The sequence below is a fragment of the Microcoleus sp. MON1_C5 genome (assembly GCF_036701875.1).
In the GTDB taxonomy this organism is placed as follows: domain Bacteria; phylum Cyanobacteriota; class Cyanobacteriia; order Cyanobacteriales; family Microcoleaceae; genus Microcoleus.
In genome coordinates, this window is record NZ_JAUBRN010000021.1 from 33438 (window position 1) to 59543 (window position 26106).

The 26106-nt window shown below is 45.3% G+C and carries 27 protein-coding genes; 16 read left to right on the forward strand and 11 right to left on the reverse strand.

The annotated features are described in order from the left end of the window. Window positions 1-214 precede the first annotated feature (214 nt). Together QUA71_RS12630 and hpsJ-B are read right to left on the reverse strand one after the other, a co-directional pair. The gene (locus QUA71_RS12630; RefSeq protein ID WP_015177708.1) at window positions 215-1132 is read right to left on the reverse strand and encodes a glycosyltransferase family 2 protein; all 918 of its coding nucleotides are present in this window, start codon (window positions 1130-1132) and stop codon (window positions 215-217) included. An 86-nt stretch (window positions 1133-1218) separates the two neighbouring features. Then, window positions 1219-2049, reverse strand: coding sequence for a hormogonium polysaccharide biosynthesis protein HpsJ (gene hpsJ-B, locus QUA71_RS12635; protein ID WP_333285336.1), 831 nt, complete (start codon window positions 2047-2049; stop codon window positions 1219-1221). A 794-nt stretch (window positions 2050-2843) separates the two neighbouring features. Here hpsJ-B and rfaE2 point away from each other — a divergent pair. The 7 genes from rfaE2 (at window position 2844) to QUA71_RS12670 (ending at window position 10271) form a co-directional block, all read left to right on the forward strand. After that, the gene (rfaE2, locus tag QUA71_RS12640) at window positions 2844-3338 is read left to right on the forward strand and encodes a D-glycero-beta-D-manno-heptose 1-phosphate adenylyltransferase (RefSeq protein WP_190662508.1); all 495 of its coding nucleotides are present in this window, start codon (window positions 2844-2846) and stop codon (window positions 3336-3338) included. A 117-nt stretch (window positions 3339-3455) separates the two neighbouring features. After that, window positions 3456-4325 (forward strand): STAS domain-containing protein, encoded by an 870-nt coding sequence (locus tag QUA71_RS12645; protein WP_190662403.1) that lies wholly within the window; start codon window positions 3456-3458, stop codon window positions 4323-4325. Between the two features lie 55 nt (window positions 4326-4380). Beyond that, complete coding sequence (locus QUA71_RS12650) at window positions 4381-4758, forward strand: STAS domain-containing protein (RefSeq protein ID WP_190662402.1); 378 nt, start codon at window positions 4381-4383, stop codon at window positions 4756-4758. 264 nt (window positions 4759-5022) lie between these two features. Next, on the forward strand, window positions 5023-5421 hold the full coding sequence (locus QUA71_RS12655) for an anti-sigma regulatory factor (RefSeq protein WP_333285341.1): 399 nt from the start codon (window positions 5023-5025) through the stop codon (window positions 5419-5421). Between the two features lie 210 nt (window positions 5422-5631). Further along, entirely contained in the window at window positions 5632-6651 is a 1020-nt protein-coding gene (locus QUA71_RS12660; RefSeq protein WP_333285343.1) for an ATP-binding SpoIIE family protein phosphatase, read from the forward strand. After that, a complete protein-coding gene (locus tag QUA71_RS12665) occupies window positions 6648-8204 on the forward strand; it encodes an ATP-binding protein (RefSeq protein WP_333285345.1) in 1557 nt (518 codons plus the stop codon). The genes QUA71_RS12660 and QUA71_RS12665 overlap by 4 nt, the downstream gene beginning before the upstream one ends. Window positions 8205-8798: 594 nt before the next feature. Next, entirely contained in the window at window positions 8799-10271 is a 1473-nt protein-coding gene (locus tag QUA71_RS12670; RefSeq protein ID WP_333285347.1) for an MBOAT family protein, read from the forward strand. A gap of 284 nt (window positions 10272-10555) precedes the next feature. Here QUA71_RS12670 and QUA71_RS12675 read toward each other — a convergent pair whose 3' ends face one another. Continuing rightward, complete coding sequence (locus QUA71_RS12675) at window positions 10556-11380, reverse strand: sulfurtransferase (RefSeq protein WP_333285349.1); 825 nt, start codon at window positions 11378-11380, stop codon at window positions 10556-10558. A gap of 25 nt (window positions 11381-11405) precedes the next feature. Then, window positions 11406-12392 carry a hypothetical protein gene (locus QUA71_RS12680; RefSeq protein ID WP_333285351.1) on the reverse strand — a complete coding sequence of 329 codons (987 nt, stop codon included), beginning with the start codon at window positions 12390-12392 and terminating at the stop codon, window positions 11406-11408. A 375-nt stretch (window positions 12393-12767) separates the two neighbouring features. Between QUA71_RS12680 and QUA71_RS12685 the strand changes: the two genes are divergently transcribed. Together QUA71_RS12685 and glmU are read left to right on the forward strand one after the other, a co-directional pair. Beyond that, window positions 12768-12974 carry a hypothetical protein gene (locus tag QUA71_RS12685; RefSeq protein ID WP_333285353.1) on the forward strand — a complete coding sequence of 69 codons (207 nt, stop codon included), beginning with the start codon at window positions 12768-12770 and terminating at the stop codon, window positions 12972-12974. A 53-nt stretch (window positions 12975-13027) separates the two neighbouring features. Next, the gene (gene glmU / locus QUA71_RS12690; RefSeq protein ID WP_333285355.1) at window positions 13028-14416 is read left to right on the forward strand and encodes a bifunctional UDP-N-acetylglucosamine diphosphorylase/glucosamine-1-phosphate N-acetyltransferase GlmU; all 1389 of its coding nucleotides are present in this window, start codon (window positions 13028-13030) and stop codon (window positions 14414-14416) included. A gap of 180 nt (window positions 14417-14596) precedes the next feature. On the opposite strand, the gene QUA71_RS12695 is transcribed toward glmU, so the two are convergent. The 3 genes from QUA71_RS12695 to QUA71_RS12705 all read right to left on the reverse strand — a co-directional run bounded on the left by QUA71_RS12695 (window position 14597) and on the right by QUA71_RS12705 (window position 16904). After that, window positions 14597-15340 carry a hypothetical protein gene (locus tag QUA71_RS12695; RefSeq protein WP_333285357.1) on the reverse strand — a complete coding sequence of 248 codons (744 nt, stop codon included), beginning with the start codon at window positions 15338-15340 and terminating at the stop codon, window positions 14597-14599. A gap of 384 nt (window positions 15341-15724) precedes the next feature. Next, entirely contained in the window at window positions 15725-16213 is a 489-nt protein-coding gene (locus QUA71_RS12700) for a hypothetical protein (RefSeq protein WP_333285359.1), read from the reverse strand. 76 nt (window positions 16214-16289) lie between these two features. Beyond that, window positions 16290-16904, reverse strand: coding sequence for a tetratricopeptide repeat protein (locus tag QUA71_RS12705; RefSeq protein WP_333285361.1), 615 nt, complete (start codon window positions 16902-16904; stop codon window positions 16290-16292). 187 nt (window positions 16905-17091) lie between these two features. On the opposite strand from QUA71_RS12705, the gene QUA71_RS12710 reads away from it, so the two are divergent. The 3 genes from QUA71_RS12710 to QUA71_RS12720 all read left to right on the forward strand — a co-directional run bounded on the left by QUA71_RS12710 (window position 17092) and on the right by QUA71_RS12720 (window position 18631). Beyond that, complete coding sequence (locus QUA71_RS12710) at window positions 17092-17802, forward strand: hypothetical protein (RefSeq protein ID WP_333285363.1); 711 nt, start codon at window positions 17092-17094, stop codon at window positions 17800-17802. A 10-nt stretch (window positions 17803-17812) separates the two neighbouring features. Beyond that, the gene (locus QUA71_RS12715) at window positions 17813-17905 is read left to right on the forward strand and encodes a hypothetical protein (protein WP_333285444.1); all 93 of its coding nucleotides are present in this window, start codon (window positions 17813-17815) and stop codon (window positions 17903-17905) included. Window positions 17906-18286: 381 nt separating this feature from the next. Then, window positions 18287-18631: a hypothetical protein gene (locus QUA71_RS12720; RefSeq protein WP_333285365.1), complete on the forward strand. Its 345-nt coding sequence runs from the start codon at window positions 18287-18289 to the stop codon at window positions 18629-18631. 873 nt (window positions 18632-19504) lie between these two features. On the opposite strand, the gene QUA71_RS12725 is transcribed toward QUA71_RS12720, so the two are convergent. The 4 genes from QUA71_RS12725 to QUA71_RS12735 form a co-directional block, all read right to left on the reverse strand. Further along, window positions 19505-19858 carry a hypothetical protein gene (locus tag QUA71_RS12725; RefSeq protein ID WP_333285367.1) on the reverse strand — a complete coding sequence of 118 codons (354 nt, stop codon included), beginning with the start codon at window positions 19856-19858 and terminating at the stop codon, window positions 19505-19507. Continuing rightward, entirely contained in the window at window positions 19825-20040 is a 216-nt protein-coding gene (locus tag QUA71_RS29250; protein ID WP_445243777.1) for a helix-turn-helix domain-containing protein, read from the reverse strand. The genes QUA71_RS12725 and QUA71_RS29250 overlap by 34 nt, the downstream gene beginning before the upstream one ends. Before the next feature lie 230 nt (window positions 20041-20270). Continuing rightward, window positions 20271-21206 (reverse strand): isoaspartyl peptidase/L-asparaginase, encoded by a 936-nt coding sequence (locus tag QUA71_RS12730; RefSeq protein WP_333285369.1) that lies wholly within the window; start codon window positions 21204-21206, stop codon window positions 20271-20273. Window positions 21207-21277: 71 nt separating this feature from the next. Beyond that, entirely contained in the window at window positions 21278-21433 is a 156-nt protein-coding gene (locus tag QUA71_RS12735) for a DUF2256 domain-containing protein (protein WP_333285370.1), read from the reverse strand. 90 nt (window positions 21434-21523) lie between these two features. Here QUA71_RS12735 and QUA71_RS12740 point away from each other — a divergent pair, with 90 nt between their 5' ends. From QUA71_RS12740 to QUA71_RS12755, 4 genes are all read left to right on the forward strand, one after another. Further along, window positions 21524-22312: an RNA methyltransferase gene (locus tag QUA71_RS12740; RefSeq protein ID WP_333285372.1), complete on the forward strand. Its 789-nt coding sequence runs from the start codon at window positions 21524-21526 to the stop codon at window positions 22310-22312. Window positions 22313-22567: 255 nt separating this feature from the next. Further along, entirely contained in the window at window positions 22568-24193 is a 1626-nt protein-coding gene (locus QUA71_RS12745; protein WP_333285374.1) for a serine hydrolase, read from the forward strand. A 65-nt stretch (window positions 24194-24258) separates the two neighbouring features. Further along, on the forward strand, window positions 24259-24660 hold the full coding sequence (locus QUA71_RS12750; RefSeq protein WP_190662364.1) for a hypothetical protein: 402 nt from the start codon (window positions 24259-24261) through the stop codon (window positions 24658-24660). Window positions 24661-25071: 411 nt separating this feature from the next. Further along, window positions 25072-25737 (forward strand): DUF1295 domain-containing protein, encoded by a 666-nt coding sequence (locus QUA71_RS12755; RefSeq protein ID WP_333285377.1) that lies wholly within the window; start codon window positions 25072-25074, stop codon window positions 25735-25737. Window positions 25738-26106: the final 369 nt, after the last annotated feature.

The following is a 26106-nucleotide window of genomic DNA, read 5'->3' on the forward strand; positions in this document are numbered from 1 at the left end:
CACAAGAATCATCCTCCAATTGGGCCAAGCCGAATTAATGATAATTAGGCGCAATAAACTACCCTTTTTTCAGATGTGTATCAGGGCTATGTTCTTGATTATATCTATGTTCGGACGGGGTTGTCATCTAGGGAAGTGCGTAAATCATGTTCTTTTTTAAGTGGTATTAATTACCAATGCCAATTTTTCATGCCCAATTTTTAATTCTCAAATTTTAATTTCGAGTATCGGAAGCGCCAAGATTATAAGAAACTTTTGACGGCTCAACTGTTACAACTTCCGAAATAGATTGTTCTGCCACTGCCTCTAAAGTTGGCAGTGGTAGATGCTTCATTTCCCAAACTTTCAGCAAAATTAGATATTCATAAAAAGCTTGCAGCGTGCACCAAGCCAATCCCGCTTGGCCGTCAAGAAATCCGCCCAGTAAAATATACATATAGAAAAAGCGAACCACAGGCCGCAAAGGCAAGCGCAAAGAAAAATCTTTCAAAGCGCGGCGCCTTTCCACCTCCGAGGCGCCAAACAATAAATCCCACCAATTTACTTGGCCCGCTTCTAATTGACGGAGAGTTTCAGCCGCCTCGTCAGTCGAGTAGCGGTTGTGCTTTTCAATCCAGCGGGAAAGACCTTTGCTGCAAGTATAGTGAGGGTAAGTTTCCTTCAAAAAGTGAGTAGGCCCGTTGCAGACTTCCCGTTCAGTGTGACCGTAGTCAGTAAACCACACTCGGTCTTTGCGAAAGAGACGCATTTGATAACGGGGATATTGAGTGCTGCGGCGAATCCAGCGCTCCATAAATATTACTTTTTCAGCTACGTAATAGCCGATATATTCTTGACTTTCGATCGCCTTTAAGCATTCAGCAAACAGTGCAGGCGTCATCCGCTCGTCTGCTTCGAGGATGTAAACCCATTCGTACTTGCACGGGACTTCTTGCAGCATCCAAGTCCGCTGGCGTCCGTGAGTTTCAAAGCGGTGCTGCACTGTTTGCACGGCATAGTTCTGAACAATCTCAAGGGTGCGATCGGTGCTGAAAGAATCAACTACAATGATATCGTCACAAAGCAGTGCCGATTCAATGCAAGCGGCGATATCAATCTCTTCGTTGTAAGTCAGAATATAAATTGAGAACATTCCCAGCTTTCAGTAAGGGCAAACTATTGGGTAAACAAACTATTTCTCAGGGATGTCTCGACCAGCGCGATCCCTGCCAGCGCCGGTCAATTTTTGCGGCGGCCGAACCGCATAATTCCCATACTTCTCAATCCCGTCCAACCAACAGTAATGTAGCCGATCGCTAACAGCAAACTGGTGATTCCCGTCTGCAAACTCGAATTTCTCGATCGAGTTCTTAACTCTTTCTCTTTTTGTTGCTTGCGGGTGCGAATCTCGTTGCGAGCTTGAGTGGGAAGTTCTTGAGCTTGCTGTTCCAGGAACTTGTCGAGGGCTTTCGGGTCATTTTTCGACTGCTCAAGCACACCTTTCAATTCCTTGGGAACATCTGGACTCTTGAGTGCTTGTTGCAGCTTCCCGTTGTCTTCCAGCAGCGCGGCTATCTGGGTGCGACGCTGGCTTTTGAGCTGTTCTACCTGAGCTTTAAATTGAGGGCTTTTAAGTTGTGCCTCAAGTTGACCTTCCGCTTGTCCGGCTTCTTGATCTACTTGAGCCAGAGCATCCTTGAGTTCCAAACGAGTATTGTTGAGGTGAACGGGAACCAGAGATAGGTAAACTAGACCTAACAAGCTGGAAATCAACAGCGCCCAGAATCGCAAGTCCAGCCAGACCTGGCGTCGCTCAATAGAGACTCCACTGCTGCTGTCAACCCAAAAGCCAGTCATCAGGAGGGCGATACCGATCAAAGGAATAATGCCCCTGTCAACTATCTGAGTTGCAGCAGCCAACTGCCAGCCTCGATTGAGAAGGTCTGAACTTTCTCCCGGCAGCGACAGAACAATGCAGTCAAGCAAAGCAGAGAGAATTAAGATAATCCCGACTACTTTTAGAGTTCGAGCAGCTACTGAAGAAAATTGACGGCTATTACTTGCTTTCATAATTCGTGTTAGATAATTCTACACCTTTAGATTCAAGGGGGTAGTTGAGTGGATTTTGTTGAAGGAGTTAAGCTATTTTCCACCAAAATAGCTGCTTCGGGTACCGAACTCGACTTTCCTCTGGGTTTTCACAGACTGCAGTTGCGAGCCAAAAGGTCGAGTTTCTGAGCAGCTATGCAGAGTGGGACACAGGAGGCTGTAGGCTTCTGGGCTGGCTGTAAAGCTTGGTCAAGATAGCGTCCAGAAACTCCAGCAAGCAACTGCTGGCTTCTTCTATAGTCTGACGAATCCAGCGTAAAGATGAGCTCTACACACTTGGGTTCCTGGTTTTAACTAGCTTTCGCTCGCGCGGCCGTGCCCGAAATAAGAGACACAGGAGGAGCGCGTTTCGTTGGGTTTCACCCCCTAGGGCTCCCACCACCCGATCGCCTGCCCGAGGGGGTGGAACTACATCCCTTGTCTTATAGTAATTGATATAAGAGAGGGCGGGAATAAATAATTGTTTACCAACCTTTTTAACCTCCAATTACCAACAGCACGATACGGCAGTCACAAATACACGACTAGCGTTTTTTTACTTGGGAATTCTGTTTACTATATCACGTTGTTGCAGGTAATTTTTACTTATCCCTTCTTGCTTAAGAGTCACAAATTACTAATCACTATTTACTCACCGGCAACTATTAATTATGGTCAGGTTGAAGAATTTATTATTCAATAGTAAAAGTGCAAAGCTTCACATTTTTTGGTAGGATAATTTTGACCGCTGTTCAAATTTGGTGGTAATGACTGCAATGATTTCTGATGTTTACACGTTGAGAGAACTGGAAAGATCGATCGCATCCGATCCGGACAAGTGGCGTCCGATGGTGTTTACTAACGGCTGCTTCGATATCCTGCACTGCGGTCACGTCCGCTATTTGCAGGCGGCAAAAAATTTGGGGCGATCGCTCGTTGTGGGCTTGAATAGCGACGCCAGCGTGCAAGCTATCAAACCGCAGCAGCCGGGATTGCCACCCCGTCCGATCGTACCGGAAAATCAGCGAGCCGAAGTGTTAGCGGCTCTCAAACCAGTAGACGCCGTAGTAATTTTTTCGGAGATTACAGCAACTAAACTGATAAATATCCTGAAGCCTGATATATACGTTAAAGGAGGCGACTATCAAGTCGAAACTCTGCCGGAAGCACCGGCCGTTATCGCCGGAGGTGGCAAGATTTCCTTGATCGAAATAGAAGTTCCCAGTTCTACCAGTGCGATCGTCAAACGCATTTTACAATTAGGTACTTAACCCTTGATCGCAAACAGCAAACAGTGAGCTAAACTCAGAAGTTGCCCCATCAAAAAACACGCTTGGTGCGATATCTCGTACAACTTCATCCCAATTGCTAAGCAGGAGATAATTTTAATGGAACTCACAAGCAATAACACGATCGCGGAAATCATACAAAGACACAAAGCAGAGTTACTAGCAGACTGGCTCAAAGAACTGCAAAATACCGGGCTGCGGCGGGACGACTTGATGAGAGCCAAAGAATTGCGCTCTGAGTGTCAAGAGTTCTTGCAATTGCTCCACATTGCAGTCGGACACGGTAACTTTAGCGACATCCAGACACCCGAATGGGAAAATATGCGGGTGTTGCTAGCAGAAGTTTCGCGATCGCGCGTTCAGAGAGGCTTTACTCCCTCAGAGATAGCGAGTTTCATTTTATGCTTCAAAAAGCCATTGTTCGATCGGCTTTGTCATGAACTGACAGAAAACCGCGACGCACTTGTCGAGCAACTTTGGCTTTCCACCAGTTTATTAGACCAGCTTGGCCTTTGGGTGACAGAAATCTTTCTCAAAGCTCGCGAAGAAGTCATCGAACGCCAGCAGCAAGAAATGCTGGAATTGTCAACACCCGTAGTCAAACTTTGGCAAGGCATTCTCGCTTTACCTATGATCGGGACTCTCGACAGTGCCCGCACTCAAATAGTAATGGAAACTCTGTTGCAAGAAATCATGGAAACCGGCTCAGAATTTGCGATTTTAGACATTACAGGCGTGCCGACTGTAGACACTTTAGTTGCTCAACATTTATTAAAAACTGTAGCAGCCGCCCGTTTAATGGGTACTGAGTGCATCATCAGTGGCATTCGCCCGCAAATAGCTCAAACCATAGTTCACTTGGGAGTTGACTTGCAGGATATTCTCACAAAAGCTACTTTAGCAGATGCTTTTAAAGTCGCGTTGCAGCGCCAAGGTTTAATTATAAAAAATCTTAAAGAGGAAAAGTAAAAATATTGCTATCTGACATGATAACTCAAGTAAATGTTAGCAAGTAGGTGAATTTATGGAACGAATACCGATTCTTCAAATGGGAGAATTTTTGCTAGTAACAATTCAAGTAGATATGCACGATCGCTTAGCAATGACGCTGCAAGATGACCTGACGAACCGCATCGTCAAAACAGGTGTCAAAGGTGTGTTAATAGAAATTTCTTCCCTCGAAATTGTTGATTCTTTTATCGGTCGCATTATCAACAATATCGCTAGTATGTCGCGAATTTTAGATGCGGAAACAGTTGTGGTCGGGATGCAGCCAGCGGTTGCTATTACCCTCGTTGAGTTGGGGCTTTCCCTGACAGGAGTTCGCACAGCTTTAAGCGTTGAAAAGGGCATGATTTTGTTAAGAAAATCCTTGGGTTGGTCTCTTGACGAGCAAGGGTAAGCAATCGATTAATTTTCCCCTGACCGAGGCACAGGCAGTCAATAAACCTAGTTTGTTTGTAGATACCTTGTTGACAAACAGAAGATTTCTTAGGAAAGGGCTTACGCACTCAAGGGGGTTAAATCAAGGGTTTAAGATTCCTGCACTATGTTCTATTTTGAGAGAAAATCGTAGTAAGTGCGTAAGTCCTATTAGGAGAAACTAAGTTGATGAGCGTAAGTCCTATATTTTGGGGAGAAGTTCTATTTTGGTACAGTAGCCGCCATGTCAAAACGTGAGATACTAGAAATCCGATCGTCATCCGATATAGTCCACGTCCGACAGCAAGTGCGAGCTTGGGCTGTAGCAATGGGATTCGGTTTATTAGACCAAACGAAAATCGTTACCGCAGCCAGCGAACTCGCCCGCAATACTGTAGACTACGGCAAAGGGGGAACTGTAACTCTCGAAACGCTCCAATTAGGAACCCGCAAAGGGCTGAGGCTGATATTTGAAGACAAGGGCCCGGGAATTCCAGACATCGAATTGGCAATGACTGACGGTTATACTTCTAATCACGGTTTGGGTTTGGGACTCAGTGGTTCTAAACGGTTGATGCACGAATTTGAGATTGTTTCCAAAGTGGGTAAGGGAACTAAAATTGCGATCGTCCGCTGGCGCTGAAGAAGTAATACGATTTGAGAGTTGAGATTTTAGATTAAAAAATTGGGAATGAGTGAGGACGATCGGGGTTTGGAGCTTGCGTATAGTTGTATTATTTTTTAAATTGGTATAAAGAGTAACCAGCAAAGCCAAGAAGTGATTCTTGGAATCCCACACCATACCCGCAGAGGGTTGGCGTATGGAGGATTTCATTATGAGAACTGATAAAAAATGATAGATGCCGTAGCCTTGCCCGTAACAGAAGAAAGTCAAGTCGGAGAAGCGCGGCGAATCGCAGTCGCCCTGGCGGCCGAAGTCGAATTTAACGAGACCGATCGCGGTAAAGTCGCAATTGTTACCACCGAAGCAGCAAAAAACGTGGTCAAGCACGCCCGCGAAGGAGAACTTTTGCTGCGAACATTAAAAACAACGGCAGGATATAGCATTGAAATAGTAGCGCTAGACCGGGGGCAGGGCATGGCAAATGTCGCGCTGTGTCTGCGGGACGGTTTTTCTACAGCGGGAAGCCCTGGAACAGGACTGGGGGCAATTAAACGCCTCTCTAATTTTTTTGATATTCATTCTGTACCAAAACTCGGGACAGCCTTATTAGCGCGGCTGGAACCGACCCAAAATAGCCGGGAAGCCTTCCAAAACAGCAATTACTTGGAATTTGGGGTGATCCACTTGCCGAAAGTAGGAGAGCAAATTTGCGGGGATTCGTGGGCGACAGAAAATCACCTTGACAAAAACCTGATTTTAGTTGCAGACGGGCTCGGCTACGGGGATTTGGCGGAGGAAGCGTCTCGCGAAGCAGTGCGCGTATTTCAAGAAAACGCCAAACTCGGGCCGAAAGCAATTTTAGAGAAGGCGCACGCTGCTTTAAAAAATACCAGAGGAGCGGCTGCGGCGATCGCCCAAATAGATCCTACCCAACAAACAATTTGTTTTGCCGGAATTGGCAACATCAGCGGTGTAGTTGTCACAGATAACCAAAGCCGCAGCATGGTTTCCTACAACGGCACAGTTGGACATATGATGCGAAAAGTAGCAGAATTTGTCTATCCTTGGTCGCAGCAGTCCCTACTCATCATGCACTCTGACGGTTTGGCGGCGCAGTGGAATTTAAACCGCTACCCGGGTTTAGCCTCCAGACATCCTGCTTTAATCGCAGCCGTGCTCTACCGGGATTTCAAACGCACTCGCGATGACATGACAGTTATAGTAGCCAAGATGAGAGAAGCAGCGTGAGTTACCCAATCCTGACGACGGAAGTCCGCTTTGAACAAGACATCGTACAAGTACGCCAAAGAGCTCGCCAAATTGCTAAAGGGCTGGGATTCGATTCCCAAGTACAAACCCGCATCGCCACAGCAGTTTCCGAAATTGCCCGCAATGCTTTCAAATATGCCGGCGGTGGCAAAGTAGAATTCATTGTGGAAGGGGAATCGCCCCAAATTTTTCGGACTCGGATTTCCGACACCGGGCCGGGAATTGCTGATTTACCCGCTGTGTTAAGCCCCAATTTTCGATCGCAAACCGGCGCGGGACTCGGTTTAGCAGCAGCGAAACGGTTGATGGACGAAGTGAAAATCGACTCTGCGCCCGCTCGCGGAACGGCTGTACAATTAATTAAACAGTTTTCCAAACATATGCCCGCGCTGAGTGCGATCGAACTAAATCAATTAGTTGACAAACTAGCGCGCCAAATTCCCGAAGATCCCTATGCCGAAATTCAGCAGCAAAATCAAGAATTACTACGCACTTTAGACGAACTCCGCCAGCGTCAAGAAGAACTCGTACAATTAAATCAACAACTAGAAGATACCAATCGCGGAGTTCTGGCACTTTACGCTGAATTGAACGACAAAGCCGAATCTCTCCGGCGCGCCAGCGAACTCAAAACCAGCTTTCTCTCTAATATGAGCCACGAGTTTCGCACTCCGCTAACGGCCATTATGAGCCTTTCGGAAATATTGTTACATCGCCTCGACGGAGAACTTTCCCCCGAACAGGACAAGCAAGTAAATTACATTTACAAATCCGCCGAGTCTCTCGCAGAACTTGTCAACGACTCGTTAGATTTAGCCAAAGTAGAAGCCGGAAAACTAACTGTTCGCGTGGCTGATTTTGAAGTCGAAGATTTGTTCAGCGCGCTGCGAGGAATGATGCGCCCCCTGGTTCCCCAAAACTCTGCCGTTTCTATAATTTTTGAAGATCCTCTCGAACTTCCAATCCTTACAACCGACGAGGGCAAAGTTTCTCAGATTTTGCGAAATCTGATTTCTAATGCCCTCAAATTTACCGAAGCAGGTGAAGTTCGAGTTGCTGCGGAAATAGGAGAAGAGGGAACAGTTACTTTTTCAGTAGCAGATACGGGCATCGGCATTCCCCCAGCCGATCAAAGGCGGATTTTTGAAGAATTTGTCCAACTCGAAAACCCCTTGCAGAAGGGCGTCAAAGGCACGGGATTGGGATTGTCTCTGTGTAAAAAACTGGCCGAATTTCTGGGGGGAAGCATTGAAATGACAAGTTCACCCGGAGTGGGTTCGACTTTTTTTGTAACACTGCCGATTCTGTATCCTGGAGAGGAAGAAAACCCTTTGGAAATGTCCCCTGCTAAGGGAGATGAAATATCGCTGGCAAGCGCAAATTCTCGTAGCTTGCGGGGTTCCGGGGCATCGCCAGCGGCGGATTCAGCAGCCAAAGTTTTGATTGGGGAGGATGAAGATAATTTTTCGGTATTTGCTGAAAAAATTGCCACCAATTCATTGTACTGCGATATAGGTCGCCAACGGCGCTGAAGGTGGGTTCGGCTGCTCTTTGAGCAACCGCAAGCAATTTTTACCGACATTGTGATACCGGATCTGACCGAATTTGAGGTTTGGGAAGGGTTGAAATGCGATCGGACTACTTGTCAAATACCTGCTATCGTGATGAATTCAAAACATTTTGGGTTACATCACTTTTTTGCTGTGCGGAATGCTAAAAGTGCACGGTGAAAAATATTATTCCGATGCAAAGGGAAACAATATCAGGCCTTGTAGCTTTTGAGAACTGAAGTCCGATGCTGCGAACCTAATTATATTTTTTTCAGCGCATTTTATATTGTTCGTAAGAGAATTAATTTATTGCAGGCAAGATTTATTTAATTTGCAACAGCATATAACCTTTGTGCTGTAAAATGTAGCAGTTCTCAGTGGCCGACTGTATAGTAGGGACTTACCGAGGGCCTATTTTCGTGTCGGCGATCGGCTAAAATCCATGATAAATCTTGTTCTTAGCAAAGTCTCGATTAATAAAAAGAATGCAACTGTAGGCGCGTAATCCAAACCCATACAAAAAAAGCCATTCCCAATTCCCAATTCCCAATTCTAAAATCTAAAATCTAAAATGGTATGACTTTCATCTCCCTTCAATATGCCCTGTTTTTGTTAGTTTTGTTCGCGGCTTACTGGTTGGTTCCGCTGCGGTGGTGGCGGCTGTTCATCATGTTGGCGGGTAGTTTAATTTTTTACGCTTCGCTGCAAATTTGGTACATTCCTCTGCTGTTAGTCGGTGCTTTGTTTAATTACTGCTTGGCGATGGCGATTGGGGAACCTCTGGATTGGCGGATTGCTAATGAATCTTGGAACCGCCGCCGTTTGTTGCTGCTGTGGATAGGCATCTGCCTGAATGTGTTGCTGCTTCTGGGCTTTAAGTATGTGCCTTTTTTATTGAGTTCGATCGGCACTTTGTTCAATTGGCCTTTAGCGATCGACGGGGCTGACTGGGTGAAAAGTCACGTCATCGCACCTTTGGGATTGAGTTTCTTTTGCTTTGAGTGCATTGCTTATTTGATTGACGTGTACCGAGGCGCGCCTGCTGCTACTTCGCTGCTGCACTTTGCTGCTTACAAGTTGTTTTTTCCAAAACTGATTTCTGGCCCGATTACTCGGTATCACAACTTGATCTATCAACTGAAAACCCAGGAATTTCCGACGCCCGATCGCATTTCTGAGGGACTTTGGACGATCGCCTTTGGTGCAGTAAAAAAAGGTCTTTTCGCAGATAACTTGGGAATTTATGTCGATTTAAGCTTTACCAACTTGCAGCGGGCGGGTAGCGAGGATTTGTGGCTGGCTATTTTTGCTTACGGGCTGCAACTTTATCTCGATTTTAGTGGCTATGTTGACATGGCGCGGGGTACTGCTTTGCTGCTGGGTTGGTATTTGCCACCAAATTTTGATTTTCCTTATTTTAGTGCCAGCATAGCTGATTTTTGGCGGCGCTGGCACATGACTTTAGGCGATTGGCTACGCAATTATTTGTATTTTCCTGTGGGCGGTTCGCGAGTCGGTTTGTGGCGCACTTGTCTGAATTTGTCGATCGTCATGTTAATTGCGGGAATTTGGCACGGGGCAGCTTGGGGATTTATTGTGTGGGGAGGTTTACACGGTTTGGCTTTGGCGGTTCACAGGCTGACTGATGTGCTGTTTAAGCGGTTGCGGATCGAGTTTTTGTGGGAAAATCCGATCGGGATTGCGATCGGTTGGCTGTTGACTCAGGCGATGGTTTTTGCTAGTTGGATATTTTTCCGCCTTCCCGATTTAAAGGATTCGGGATGGGTGATTTCGCATTTGTGGGGACACACTGCTGACGTGCAGTTTGCTGAGAAAGTTTATGGCGAAGCTTTGGGTTTGGAAAGAGTGCATTTAACTTGGATGTTGGCGGCTTTGGCGGCGGCGATGGTGGGGAATTATGCGTTGAGTCGGGGTTTGAAATTGGAGTTAAATTGGCCGCTGAAATTGGTGTTAGTGCCGCTTTGTTTGTATGCGGTTTGGGTGTTGGCTCCCGAAGGGGGTTTGCCTTATATTTATTTTGATTTTTAGGGTATTATAGCCGAAGGAAGAAGGAAGAAGGAAGAAGGAAGAAGGAAGAAGGAAGAAGCAATAAAATCAATCGTTTCAGCCATTAACAACGTCCTAACGGTCTTGGCGGTTGCTATATTTGATTTTCCTTTTATTGCCCGTAAGGTGCGCTAGGCGCACCATACAACTACATTGAGGTGCGCCGAAGTGATTCCCCGCTTTGGTGCTCGGTGTCCACCCTACAACTCACAGTCAACAGTCAACAGTCAACAGTCAACAGTCAACAATCATTTCGCTCCTGGGCCCTACAACTGATAAGAACACCAGTCACTCCAACTACCGACATAAAGTTTAGCATCGGGAATTCCGGCGATTTCTAAAGACAGTAAATTAACGCAAGCCGTCACCCCGGAACCGCAATAAACAATAATTTCTTCGGCGTTTTCTAATTCCGTCCACCGCTGTTTTTGTTCGGATGCCGATCGCACTTTTCCAGTTTCATCCGTCACCCCTTGCCAAGGATAGTTAACCGCACCCGGAATGTGACCTGCAATGGGGTCAATCGGCTCCCGCAAACCTTCATATCTCTCGCTTTCTCGCGAATCAACCAAAACCTTTCCCGGCAAGTCTTTACGCTCTTTTACCGCCTCAATATCTACCGCCAAATCCTGCTGCAAGTGGGTCACAAATTTACCCTCCCGGGGTTCTGGCAAAATATTTGTTACCGGATAGCCCGCCGCTTTCCAGCCGCTGAAACCGCCGTCTAACAAAGCCACTTTGCTGTGTCCCATATATCGCAGCAGCCACCACAAACGAGCGGCAAAAGCCAGCCGTGAATCGTCATAGGCGACGACTAAAGTTTCAGGTGAATTAATGCCGATCGCGCTCAACTTCTCAGCTAATTCTTCAATATTTGGCAGCGGATGTCTACCGCCGTGTTTGCCCACTGAACTCGCGAGATCGCGGTTTAAATCTAAATAGAAAGCTCCCGGGATGTGACTTTCTTGATATTGTTTTTGTCCCAATTCCGGGTCGGCAAGGGAAAACCGACAGTCAATGATTACAACTTGCGGATTGTCGGTATTGGTGGCTAACCATTCAGGAGAAACGATTAAAGTGTTGTCTGTCATAATTTTTCCCATCTATATTTTAACATTATCTCGCAGGAGATTTTTTCTCGGGTTCTGCTTTGTCGGAAGGAGATTTCTCTGAAGCTCTATTTTCAGAATTTGATTTTTTAGGAGTTGCTTTTTCCGGAGTTTCTTTGGGCGAATTGGATTTTTTAGGAGTTGCTTTTTCCGCAGGTGATTTTTCGGCTGGTGCGGGAGTTGGAGTTGGCAGAGGGGGAGTTACTGCTGCTTCTTGAGCGTAAAGCAGATATTTCTGATACTCGATTACTTTTGCTTGAGCTAGTTGATGGTTGGGGCTAGAGACTGGTACTCTTCTCATTAATGAGACCGCTTCCTGCCAACGATCGGTAACTGTAGTCCAATCTTCCTTGGTTTTTGCCGCTCGGCCTAATTCTGCTGCTTTGAGTGCGCTGTTAACGGCTTCTCGAAAAGTATCTGGTGCAGTTGCTAAATTTGCTGTTTCATCGGGATTCTCCCCCGCAGTTGCTGCTGGCTGGTTCAAAATTTTACCGACAAACGCCACCACGGCGATCGCCAACATACCCGTTACTAGCCCGACTACAATGAAAGTCGATCGCAGCCGATTCTCAAATGCAGCAAGTTCCGGCGGTTTTTCCTCCTCCTCAAAATTGTTCTCCATCTCTGTGCGATCGTCCATATTAGCAACCGCAGTATTTGGCACAGATTCTCCCCCAAAGCTCTGTGGGTCAAAATTGCTGTTCTCCAAACTAAACTCTTGACTCCAAGCAGCAGAAATCTGACCGCTTTCTCGGCCCTCAACCTTCACTTTGCGAATCGAATCCGGCTGCAAATTCGTCAGCTCGGTGCGGACAAAATCAACTAATGTATTTTCTATGGGTACCTGCTCGGCCTCAAGAATTACATCCAAACAGTCGCCGTCGAGATTCGCGGAGGCGGTGATGCCTTCAGATTGCAACTGGCTGTTTAGCCAAGATGCGATCGCCTCCGGGTTTCCCTGCTTGGCAAGTTCCTGAAAATTAAGCTCTGTCATAGCTAGACACCTGATAATGCAGAATGTAGAAGGCTGAAGGAAGTTCGGTAACGGATTACGTAACAGATGTAACGGATGGAAGAAGTCAGAAGGCTTTAGTTATTTAGCACAGAAGTCAGAAGCAATATGATAGCTCATGTTTCAGCAATTAAGAACGTCTTAACCTTCGGGCGCGGTTGCTATAGAAGGCAGAATTAATGAAAAAGTCAGAAATAATTTTTTTACAGTTGAAAACACCCTCATTGAAATTCAACAAATAGTATAATGTATCGTGGCAAATCCCAGCCCAAAGACGCAAATTATCACTCTCGCTCCGCCTCCGAGCCCTTGGGAAAAGACTCGCAGTCCTGACTCCCAAACGAACTCAGGTTTGTAGTGAGGAATGCAAGCCGTCTTGCTCAGCCGCCAAATACTGCTGCTGCAACCAGGTTTTTGATACCGGGCGCGCCAGTCGAGATATTGCAAGCATCGCCCCTAAAACCAGCATCCGCCTGGAAAAATCCTCGATCGCGCGGATGCCAGATGAGAAATTTTAGAGGAAAAATTTGTGCGATCGCAGTGCCATCGGCGGACAGCGAGTGATATCATCAGTTAGTCAATATTCAAGTTTTTATAGCAAATAACTCGATCGCACAATGGTAGCAATAGCAATTTTAGCGGCGGGACGCGGCACGCGCATGAAATCTGACTTGCCCAAAGTTCTACACGAATTAGGCGGTCGATCGCTAGTTGAGCGAGTCCTCCAAAGTTGTCAAGAAATTCAAATTACCAGGCGACTTGTCATCGTCGGTTATCGAGGCGAACTCGTTAAAGAATCTCTGATTCGAGGTCAAGAAATATCAGGGAAAAATCTTCAGTCTCCTCCCCTAGAATTTGTAGAACAAACTGAACAATTGGGCACCGGTCATGCCATCCAACAATTGCTGCCTCACTTAGAGGGATTTCAAGGAGACTTGCTGGTCTTAAATGGGGATGTACCTTTGCTGAGGGCAGAAACTATCAAACAATTGATGGCAATTCACAAACAGCACCAAAACTCTGCTACTTTATTGACAGCTAATTTACCTAATCCTCAAGGGTACGGCCGAGTATTTACCGACAGTCAAAACTTAGTCCAGCAAATTGTCGAAGACCGCGACTGCACACAAGCTCAAAAGCAAAATCACCGCATTAATGCAGGTGTTTACTGCTTTCATTGGCCGGATTTAGAGAAAATTTTGCCAGAATTGAAGGCAGATAATGACCAAAAAGAATATTACCTAACTGATACGGTAAATTTCCTCAGTCCGGTGATGGCGGTAGATGTGGAAGATTATCAAGAAATATTGGGAATTAACGATCGCAAACATTTAGCCACAGCTTGCGATATTTTGCAAACGCGGGTAAAGGACAAGTGGATGACGGCGGGAGTGACGCTGCTCGATCCCAACAGCATCACCATTGACGATACAGTAGAGTTGCAGCCGGATGTGGTAATTGAACCGCAAACTCACTTGCGGGGAAACACTTCGATCGCCTCTGGGAGTCGCATCGGCCCCGGCAGTTTGATCGAAAACAGTCAGATTGGGGAAAATGTGACTGTGCTTTATTCGGTGGTTTCTGACAGTATGGTTGCTGAAAATTCGCGGATTGGCCCTTACGCCCACTTGCGGGGACACGCAGAAATTGGGGCGAACTGCCGCGTCGGCAATTTTGTAGAATTGAAAAATACTCAAATAGGCGATCGAACTAATGTCGCTCACTTGTCTTATTTAGGCGACGCGACTTTGGGAGAAAAAGTCAACATCGGTGCTGGGACAATTACGGCAAATTATGACGGAAAAAACAAGCACAAAACTCAAATAGGCGATCGGAGTAAAACGGGTTCTAACAGCGTGCTGGTTGCACCGGTAACTTTGGGGGAAGATGTTACTGTAGCGGCGGGTTCTGTGGTGACAGAAGATGTGCCGAATGATTGTTTAGTAATTGCCCGTTCCCGGCAAGTTGTCAAACCAGGTTGGAAGTTGAAAGAACCTAAAAAGTGAACGAGTGTTCAGTTTTTAGATGATGAGTTTCCACCCGCGAGTTTCGCATTCGATACCACAGAAACGGGGTTTTTATAACGGGGGCGATCGCGCTCTAGAAGAGATTTTGGTAAAAAACTCCGTTTCTGGGTAAGTCGGCAAGCTTGAGAAATCGGGCTGATGGCGATCGGCTATTTTTTGTTATTTTTGCTGGTGCAGATAGTTGTTAATCGCTTTGGCGATTTTTTCTTGCTCGTAGAGACTCATAGTGCGGGGTAGGGAGATGCGAGAACCTCCACAAACTAACAGTCTGACTTCGTACCAAATGTCCTTATCCAGATCTTTTGTTCGATCGACTTCCACGCCATAAATCTCGCACAGAGAGTATTCAATTACTTTACGTGCCAACAAACCCTGCTGTTTAACAGTCAAGGTGTTTAAATTTCCATCGAAGCTGTAGATTTCATTATTTCTCAAGACGATCACTGCGGCTGCTGCGAGCAAAAATATGCCTCCTGTCCATCCCAACCAGCGATCTTCTTGGCTTAAGCGCAGCAATCGATCTTTGGCATTTTTCACAAAAAAATTGATGTCAGAAGCAACAGCGTCTTGGCTTCCCCAATTAGTCGAGTTAGCAGTGAAAGGAACATTGCCAACAGAAGTCAGAAGTACAACTCTGGTTTTATACCCGCATCTTTGAACTTTAGCTCCCCGCAAAGAAGCCAGCTCAATTTCTTGGATTTTTGAACCCAGTAAATTCGATCGCACAATCTGGCAACTGCCTTGTTTTGCCTGCAATCGCTGGCAGCTCAGGGTTGCTTTATGATAATCAAAAGCCAGCCCGAACAGTCCAAGGGCTATGAATAAACAACTAGCCAACCAAAAATCAAATATGCTTTGAGTCTGAATTATTAATTCACTTGCTGTTTGCTTGATTATTTTCATTTATCTCGCCTTAAATTCCAAAAATGATGTTACAGATGCCTTACTAACCCCGAGCGACCGAATTGTTAACTTATATATTATTTGAAGTCGTCCCCTGCGATGACCCCTTTTATTTTGGTAATAGGTTACCAATAAAATTTCTGACAGACACCAAATGTCGCGAGTTTACCTGCTGCTGGGTTTAAGATAGCTTTCCATTATTTAAAATAGATGAATCTTAAAAATATATTAATTATGTTATGGGGAATAAAACCTTAGTTTCGCGCTCCGTAGGAAAGTAATCACCCAGGTGAGTACAGGTTTACATTTTTTCACATTGTCAGGTTTATTTGCGCCTACTTAATTATCGTTAGTTATTAACTTGGGGGATTCCCTACAGGATAGCTACGATTCACGGACTTGCAGGGCAAATACATTGCTAAGCGTGCGATTATCGCTCATCGATATATAGCTGCGAATCAAGTCAGCCATTTTGTGTTGTTCTGTTAGTGAATAGCTTCTTAAACAGATGATATCGCCCCCTAACATCCACAAATCAACATAATAGCTACGATTTCCCTCGCTATCTCCTATTTCCTCTAATTCTACCGCAGAAATCTCGCGAGTTGGGCATTCGGTAACATCATGAAGCCATACACCCCGTCGTTTAATGGTCATTTTGCTAAAAGTTTTATCAAAAATGTATGTTTCATCTATCGCGCCGTCCAACAAAGGCAGCGAAAATAACAGAAATATGCCTCCACCTATCCAATTTGAAGCTAAAATAATCTGCAATAGTCCAATGACGATGAAGGGAGAAATTAATAGCAAACCATCCCGGGCGCTGGAAGTTTGAATTGTTAGTTGAGTTGGTGTTTGCGTGAGAATTTTCATCAGTTTATTTGGGATTTTCACAAACAAGGTGAATTACTTATCTATCCGCTGTATGCAATTTTTCATGCACGGATTATTATTTGACAATGCTTTGGACGATCGCACTTTTGGTGTTGTCAACAGCCTTGACAGCATAAGCGTCGCCCGGACGTAGCTGTAAAGCTCTGTTAAAATTGATTAAAGCCGTTTGATAGTCTCCCTGCCCGTAGTAAATATAACCGAGTTTCATCGATTGTTTGAAGTCATCTTTTTGAGCAGCAACACGTGCTGCGGAAGCAGGAGATGACTCGGCAGCAGGAAATGGCTCGAAAGCAGGAGATAACTCTTGATATGGTGATGGAGAAGTATTGAAATCAGAAGGAAAAGAAGAGGGCGATTGCTCGTTATACCCCTGCTCTACATTAGGCCCAGAGTCAGAAATTTTTACAAAATTTTTGCCATAAAATACTGAAGTAGTAATGCCTCCCAATAAAAGCATTAGCAATCCAGCACATTGAATTAAGAATGTTTTTCGGATTTTTTTATTGCTCCAATTTTTGATATAAAAAACCAATGAGGCAAATGGGACAAGCAAGTAAAGCACTCCCCAAAGAGTTTCCTGTCCAAAAGCTTGAACTAATCCCCAAAAATAGCCAACAAAACTTAAAACTAAACCTAGGATGAAAAATAAGGCGATCGCAATACCAGGCATTTTCTATTTCTCCGATTGATGTATAGTTATTTTGCAAACTGTAAAGGAGCGGATTTTCTACCTGAAACTCTTTCCCCTGTTTGCTGTGTTAAAAATAGATTAGCGGTGAAAACAGTTCGATCGCGCACAGCGAATGTTAGGATTTTGGTTAGGAATTTGACTAGGAACTCGATCGCGACTGCCGCAAATGATACCCTCTACACTCGATCCGCCAGAAGAACCATTTGCACGCGCAAGCAACGGCTGGGACATCCAAAAGCTTTACACCGACTTGTCAAAGGCCAAACAAGAATTCGCCCCCCACGCCAGAAGAGGGCTGACACCCGTAGAAAAGCGACACCTCTGCGGCTTGCTGTGCGGCTACAGCCCAGCCGAAATTGCGGTTTTTCTCAACAAACAAATCAAAGGTGTCGAAGTTGATTTGTCAAAAAGTTTGTACCGATACATAGAATTATTGACAAATCGGCCGCGAAATGCGCTCAAAAATTGGAGAGATACGATCGACTGGCTGGAAATAGCGGGGTATAACACGCAGCCAAAAACCTCAACTGGCGCCATCTTAAAAGCCACTCTCCACCATTCAGACAGGATTTTGTCTGCAGCTATCAGTCCCGACGGACAATTCCTCGCAACGGGTTCTGAGGACAGTACAGTGAAAATTTGGAGTTTGCACAGCGGGGAACTGCGGCAGACGATTTTCGGACATTCAACAGCCGTGTTGCTAGTGGCTTTCAGTCCCGCCAGCAAAACGCTGCTGACACGATCGCGCGCGGGCACAGTCAAACTCTGGAACCTGCAAAACGGCCAACTGCTGAAGCGTTTGGCAGACGTGCACCGCCACGAATCTGTCGCCGTTACGCCATGCCTATGGGTTTTATCTAGCATCTATTGGTCATGACACCAGAGCTATTCAGGCTTATCTGGGACACAAGAATATTCAACACACTATTGGCTACACGGAGTTATCGCCAGACTGCTTCCAGAATTTCTGGCTCGACTGAAACTATTTTTGGTTCAAAATCTCTACAAATCAATGGTTTCAACTGCCTTGCTTTACAAAATTTTACAACCTGTCCTCTTTTGCGCGTATCCCGGCTGAACCCCATTGAGACTGTGGTTTAATTAATGTCTAAAAAGTTACACAAAATTTTTTTGGTTCTAAAAAGCTTTCACAGCAATGGTTTTAGCCTATCTTGCCTCTGGTAACAGCTTCGCTAGCTTCTCGCCACCCTGCAATTTTCTTGACATCTTCCTTAAGGAGGAAGTATATTTATTTATGTTGTAGTAAGTCTACTTCGGTTTTTGCTCATATCCCTAACTAGGCTCTGATGATGAAAAATCTATACAGCTTCCCTTCCTTGACAATGAATTATTCAGTTCCAATGGCTAAAATCCTTCAGAGTTTAATGGTTGCTACGGCCTTAGCCTTACCACTATCCGTAATGACAGCAAAAAGTGTTTTAGCTGAAGCTTTGGGGTTTAATATTATTAACAAGACGCGTACTAATATAACACAATTTTATACCAATCCCACAGGAATAGATAGTTGGGGGGAAGACATTCTTGGTATAGATATACTTAGACCTGGAGAATCTGCACTCATAACTATTCGAGACAGTCAGAATGTCTGTACTTACGATATCAAAGCTGTTTTTGATGATGGGGAAGAAAGTATAAAATATAAAGTTAATCTTTGTACATTAGAAAACTATACGTTCACCGACTAATAACGCAAGTTGCTAGTTATGCGAAGCGGTTTCCGAGCGCGTAGGGCCTGTCGTCGGGCGCTACGCGCTGTCAAGCTGTTCAATAAATCGCGATAAGATGCTTCCATTGAGTCATTTAAGCAATACAATTGGAGCTATGAATAGAATTTGGATAGTTAAAGGCTGGCTGAAAAAATTGCTATTTATGCGATCGTACTCCCTTCCCGCTGTAAGATTATAGAATCAGGTTGTATATCTGCTGAATTGTCTTTGCGATGTGACTTTGTGTCGGCAATTGTCCCGTTTCAAATAATTATTTTATTCGTTTTTTTACCTTTTATATGCTGGTTCCCACTGGCAAATGGTGTAGTAGCCTCAGTCTTAGTAAATGAATTAGATATTCTGCTAGATTGAAGTTCGGTGAGTAGGTTGGTGTATAAATTAACTCTACTGTGAGATTTTATTCTATCTCTGATGCTATTTGTTCAGCTATTAAATATTTCTTGATCTTCTTTCTCTGGGTCGAATTATTATCCAACAATATCGTTATATGATGCGCTTTTTATTTGATACTTTGTGGGCACAATTCTCCTATATATAATGCTATATCTTCGGTTTTGGCTGTGGGTGATATAGCGTTTCTCAGAAAGATGGAGTACGTCGAAACCCTGTGTTGTCAAGCTTTTGAAGTTGAATTGTGTACCTCATGTACCCAAGAACCGCTATAGTCTGACAAACTTTTTTCCACTTATAGCATCTACCGCTAAAAGTCCATTCAGCTTCTCTCTTTTTTTCCCTTCATTTGATGCCACTTCTGGTCGCGTATTTTTTTCTGCCCATCCATAGTATAGGCTTGGTCGATTCGTGACTGCAAATTCATCCAAAAATACTATTCTATTCCCACTCTTTCTCTCTGCTATTTTTTTTAGGACTTCCACATACTCCTTCTGTTTCTCTGGCGATGCCTTTGCCTAATCTCGATGCGCTTTTTGGTGAGATATATTTATATCGGCTAAAATTTCCGAGATTCTCGACGTTTTTAGGTCTACTTTCCACCGTTGCTTTATTACCGCCGCCATGATTTTTCCTGTCCAAATTTCTCTGTCTATCCCATACTTTGTTGGTTTCTCCTCTAAAATCATTCTCTTTAATTCTTGCCGTTTTTCTTGATCCAGTCTTGATTTTACCTGGTGCTTGATTGGTTAGACTATTCCCTATAACCCGATTTCTAAGTAGGGTTTGACCCATCTTGCCAATGTTAGATCTGTGCAGCCTAGTAGCTTGGTCACTTCTGTACGACTTTTTCCTTCACTTAGATGCCTAATTGCGGATAACCTTTGCCTGATAGAGGATTGCTGATTATTGTAGTACAGTCGTTGCCACTGCTTTTTCTCTAGCCTTACCAACCGCAATTGTTGGCTCAGATTCATTTCTATTACTCCCTTTTTTTCATTTTACCTCTATCTATATTCTTTGGGCGGGAAGGGAGTAAGCATCGCCAGATGAATTGTAGGGAAACGGCACAGCGCCGTGTCCTGACTGTGGATAATATCCATTCTGATGCCACCAGATTTGATATAAAACTAACGCCGATCGAGATACCCGAATTCTTCAAAAAGTCGGGTATCTGAACCGCCTACTGACAATTTATATCGCTTTTTTAAGCAATAAAAATCAGCTTTCCCTTGCCCATTTCCAAAGTATCGCCCATTTGCATACCGTTGTGAAAAGCACCCAAAATCACCTCGCTAGTTTTGCCGAAAGCGATCGCCCCGCTAGCATCAATTCCAATTGCGCCAAAATCCCGTTGACGCTCGTCAGCTTCAGTAAAAGAACGCTCAAAAGCAGCTTTCAAACTTAAACCATCTGTCACCCGAACCACAATTCGCGCGGCCAAACACTCGTCCATAATGTGCTCGCCAATTCCCGTACAGCTTACCGCCGCACTTTCAGCCGCGTAATTTCCCGCCGGCATCGCCGAGTCACTAACCCGCCCAATCCGCTCAAAACCCTTGCCGCCAGTCGAAGTCCCAGCAGCCAAGCGCCCATGCACATCCAAAGCTACGACTCCGATCGTACCCATACCGGCCGGTTCCGCCACCACGTCAGCCATTGCTTTGCTAAAATTGCCTTGGCGTTCCTGCATCCACTCGTGCAAACGCAAATCCGTCATCGGATCGTAAATCGGCAATTGAAGTTCTCGCAGCAATTCCGCCGAACCAAAATCAGAGAGAACCCGATCGTCCGAATGCTGCAAAAATTGAGCAAGTTCGATCGGATGTTGAACGCGAGAAACATTAATCGCCCCGCTGAAACGCTGCATCAAACCGTCCATCAGCGAAGCACTCATCCGAATTTGACCGTCCGACTGCACCACAGAACCAGTACCAGCATTGAATCGCGGGTCATCTTCCAACAATTGGCAGCCCCGCACCACTGCATCTACGGCACTTGCACCGTCTTTCAGCAGCGGATAAACTTCCTCCAAAACATCGTAAAGCGATTTCCGCACCGCCTCAATTCCGCCTTTACTATGTAGAGAACTGCCCGCACCGCCGTGAATAACTAACTTTGGTTGCACTTGTTGCGATGCCATAATTTATAACCTAATACCTAAAATTTTTCCTTTGCAATCTTAGCTTTGATCGAGCAACTTGCCCTAAATTCTTAATCTTGAGCCGCCCAACGGCGGCGGCGACAACGTTCGGAGCAGTATTTGACCTCATCCCAGCAGTCAGCCCATTTTTTGCGCCAAGTAAAAGGTCGATCGCACACGGGACACATTTTTGTCGGTAAATCAGATTTCGATCGTTGCTTGGCCATGCTAATTTGGACATTACATTAGTTAGTGATTAAATTTTAATCAAAACAAACAAAACAACCAATTTCTGCCTAACACCTCCCCAAATAAAAATGCTCGAAACGGCCGACGCCAACATCCGAATCGTCTTAGTCGAACCTGCAGGCCCATTGAATGTTGGTTCTGTTGCCCGCGTCATGAAAAATATGGGTTTGCACCAATTAGTTTTGGTAAATCCTCAGTGCGATCATTTAGGGGAAGAAGCCCGACTGATGGCTGTTCGCGCCGCCGACATATTGGAAACTACCAAAGTAGTCGAGAGTTTGCCCGCTGCTTTGGTAGGGTGTGTCAGAGCGATCGCAACTACAGGGGATGATTGTCGATCGTTGCCAACACAACTAGAAGAACCCGCAGATGCCTTGCCTTGGCTCCTTGAAGCCCCCAGCGCCCTAATTTTCGGCCGAGAAGACTGCGGCTTGACCAATGCCGAATTAAACCGCGCTCAACGCCTGATCCGCATTCCCAGCAGCGATGCCTACACTTCCCTAAATCTCGCCCAAGCAGTCGCTATCTGCTGTTACGAACTATACAAGTCAGTTGTCAGTTGTCAGTTGTCAGTTGTCAGTGGCCAGAAGGAATCGGCTCCCTTGGAAAATTTAGAGGGATATTACCAGCAACTAAAAACGCTGTTACTCAAAATAGGATATTTGCAGCAGCACACAGCAGCAAGCCGGATGGAAAAATTTCGGCGTTTGTACAACAGAGCCTATCCAACAATTGATGAAGTCGCCATGCTGCGGGGCGTCCTCCGCCAAACAGAATGGGCAATCAAAACTTACCCACGAGAGGCAAATTCTGATACTCTGGATGGGGCGTTGCCGGAAAATCCAACGGATAGCTAGGAGAAATGCTGATAATTGGGGATGTGAGATTGAGGATTTTTTTCACAGAGAACTTTCCTGCCCCCACTTGTCACCTTCATAACAGGGTTTCTTGACTAAAAACCTAAGCTTTGCGATAATTTGCGAGCAATAAACTTGGTTGCTGATACCATGCAGCCTCTGGGGCAAATCTAAAATCTAAAATCTAAAATTGATTGGCTGGCAAGCTGAAAAATCTTAAACTTGAAATTTACAGTAGTGATGAAGGAGTAAGACGTGGCAGAGCGGTTTCCCAAAGGATCGATATTATCGGTGATATCTTCGTCGATATCCTCTCCCAACTCCGGCTCAAAGCAGCCTAAGTCCGGCAAAGCAAGCCAGTCTGGCAACTCGGGCCGCCGTCGCCCTCCGCAACCGCAAAACGGCAATTCAGAAATTCGATCGCCCGAACCTGCGACTTTGCCACTGCAACAGGGCCGCGGCAGCAGAATTGGAGCCAATTCTCCCACATCTTCGGAAGAATTTACTACACAAGACTTTTTATCCGATCCCCGATCGGCAATTAACCCCAGAAAACCCAGAACCAGCAAAACTCCGCAGTCGAAGACTCGCCAACCAGGGAAAAAAGGCCTCGCTGCTGTCGATATGTTCGAGTTTCCGAACCCGAATCTGGAACGGGAAAATGTGAGTTCGATCGCCAGCAATCCCAACACCCAGCTCCCAACTGCCACTCGCCCTGCAACCCGTGGGAGTCGTCCCACTTCGCCCCCAGTTCGCATTTCAGACACGGTAATCCCCGCAGATGCCAAAAAACCCCCCGTGCCTAAACCGCGCCCACAAGCGAGTCCGAGACCGGGTAAACGCTCTGCACCTCGGAGCGTACCGCCGTTGGTGTATGCTACTCGCTTGCTGATTTTGGGAGTTGGGATAGCGGTGATTTGCGGTACGCTGCTGTCTGTGGTGAATGCTGTGAGTCGAGCATCGACTGTAGCGACAGAAGAACAAACCACCGCAGGGCAGAACAACCCAGCCGATAGCGCATCTGCGGCACCCGCAGCCCCAGAAGTGCTGCAACTGAATCAAGAATTAGGAGCTTTGAAAACGCAAGTTCAGGTTTTAGCAACAGAAAATCCTACTTTGACAGCCGGAATATTTCTAGTCGATTTAGATACGGGAAGCTACCTAAATTTTAATGGCGATACTGCTTTTGCTTCAGCTAGCACAATTAAAGTGCCAATTTTAGTAGCTTTTTTCCAAGCAGTAGATGAGGGCAAAGTACAGTTAGATCAGATGCTGACCCTGAAGCCCGAACACATTGTCGGCGGTTCTGGGGAGATGCAAGATCAGGCTCCTGGCAAGAAGTATTCGGCTTTGGAAGTTGCCCAAAATATGATTGTTGTCAGCGACAATACGGCGACAAATATGATGATTGAGTTGTTGGGAGGTGCTGAGGTGTTGAATCAGCATTTTGCAAATTGGGGTTTGAGTACCACGGTTCTGCGTAATAATTTGCCAGATTTGGAGGGAACTAATACTACCAGTCCGAAGGATTTGATTAATATCATAGCCCAGGTCGATCGGGGGAATTTGGTTTCGGTGAAATCGCGCGATCGTATTTTGCAAATCATGCGCCAAACTCAAAACGCTTCTTTGCTGCCGAAAGGTTTAGGCGAAGGTTCAGTTATTGCTCACAAAACCGGCAACATTGATACAATGCTAGCGGATGCGGGGATGGTAGATTTGCCGAACGGTAAGCGTTATTTAGTGGCGGTGATGGTGAAGCATTCACCGGAAACGGAGAAGCCAGCTCAAACATTGATTCGGGAGATTTCTCGGATTAGTTACCGCTATTTGAACGGTGAGGAAACCCCAGACGATTCACAAGTGAAAATTAAAAATTGAAAATTCAACCGGGTTTTTTCGGACAAGTCTCGTAGACTTTATCAAACTATAAATCAGTTTGTATTATGAAACTAAGCATTCGACTTGCTTGTCTGGTAGCGCTCTCAACTTTAGCCGTTGGAGTCTCCCCCTCCTTGAGTAATGCTAATCCTGCTCCTGAATATGAGACCGACGGCGTGAGAGCGATCAACAATAATATCGAACTCAATCGGGCAAAAAACTTAGCTCGTCAAGCAGCAGAAAGGGCTAATGGGGGTTTAGGCAACTATCGAGCTGAAGCTTCTATGCACGGTACTTCTAAGGAATCGCCGTTCGTTGACAATGGCGATGGAACTTGGACTTTTACTTTTAAGGGTTCCAAGCCTGGTTCGTCTGTCTTTACTGTAGAAACGGTTGTTACGGTTTCCCAAGATGGGAGGGTGAGAGTCGATTACAACGGGCAAATTCGCGACTCAAACGGAATTTAACAAGACTTAAGACTTACTCATCGGTGCTCAGAAACCTGGTTTTTCACGAAATACTTTGTTACAGCCCCAGAAACGGTAAAAAACCCGGTTTCTTGGTGTTGATGCGTCCAGGACTGAACTTGTGAAATAGCGATCGCCCGATTAGAGAAATCATTGATTAAGCTTTCGTCGCGGGTGATCCGCGCAACATTCTTTCGGTACTGAGATCGCGATCGATTTTCTTTGTTAAGCCGAGAGCCGGAGCTGTCAAATAAACGAACGAGGGCACTCCGGTCACGCTGTCAAGTTGCTTGTTACCGCGTCAGGCAAAATAGAAGCAGGTTGATAAGTTTGGTCGTGATAAGTAGTTACATCTAAAAAAGTGTAATATAAATAGAGATAGACTTTACTAGATAGAGATTAGCAAAAGCTATGAAACTCAAGCACTTTATCAATCTGCACAAAGGACTCAGCTTTCCATTTATTTTGACACTGATGTTCATTTACCAAAATTTTAATTTAGGTGCTTGGGTTTATCTCGCTCTGCACGGTACTTATGGTTTGTTGTGGCTGCTCAAAGGCCAGATATATCCAGATAAACAGTGGGAACAAGAAATCTCTGTCGGAACGGGAATATTCGGCTTTATGTTAGTTAGCCTCTATTGGGTAGCACCTTTTATTTTGATTAGCAGTGGCTCACAACCACCTCTGCCGTTAGTGGCAGCAGCAATTTCCCTAAATATCATCGGTGTCTTTCTACACTATAGTAGTGATGCACAGAAGTATTACACCCTTAAGTACCGTTCGGGACTAATAACTGAAGGATTTTTTGCCAGAGCGCGCAATACGAATTACTTAGGGGAAATCCTCATCTACGGATCGTTTGCGATGCTAGTTCAGCACTGGCTACCTTTTTTAATTCTGGCAGCTTTTATTGCTGGTATGTTTATTCCTAACATGATAAAAAAAGATCGTTCACTCGAACGATATCCTGAATTTGCCGACTACAAAACTATGTCGGGACTTTTACTACCTCGACTATTTGTATCGACAGCTCTCGAACAAAAAAAAGACAGTTTAGAGGAGAAAGTTGGTTAAAAATAGTAATTTAGGGCGTTGCAGAATTACAATATGAGTTCATAAGCGATAAGGCGATTTTTTAGGAAATGCCCTGAATGCAGCTCAACTCATATCCGCAAAATAAGATAAAGCTTCTAATAAGATAAAGCTTCTAATAATAAATTTCCCGCCTTTGCAGCACAGCCTTAGCGATGGCCCCATACCCCTTTGGGAACTTTCACCGTCACGCTTGTAGGCGATTTAAAGCAGTCGGTAGATACTTTTAAACGATCGTTTTTCAAGACACAGAGGCTCAAACCCTGGCCGCACCAGTCCTACAGCCGAAAGATTTGACCCCCTCAAAAAAACACTTACCCATTCACGGAAATTTCAGGAACCAGAAAGCGA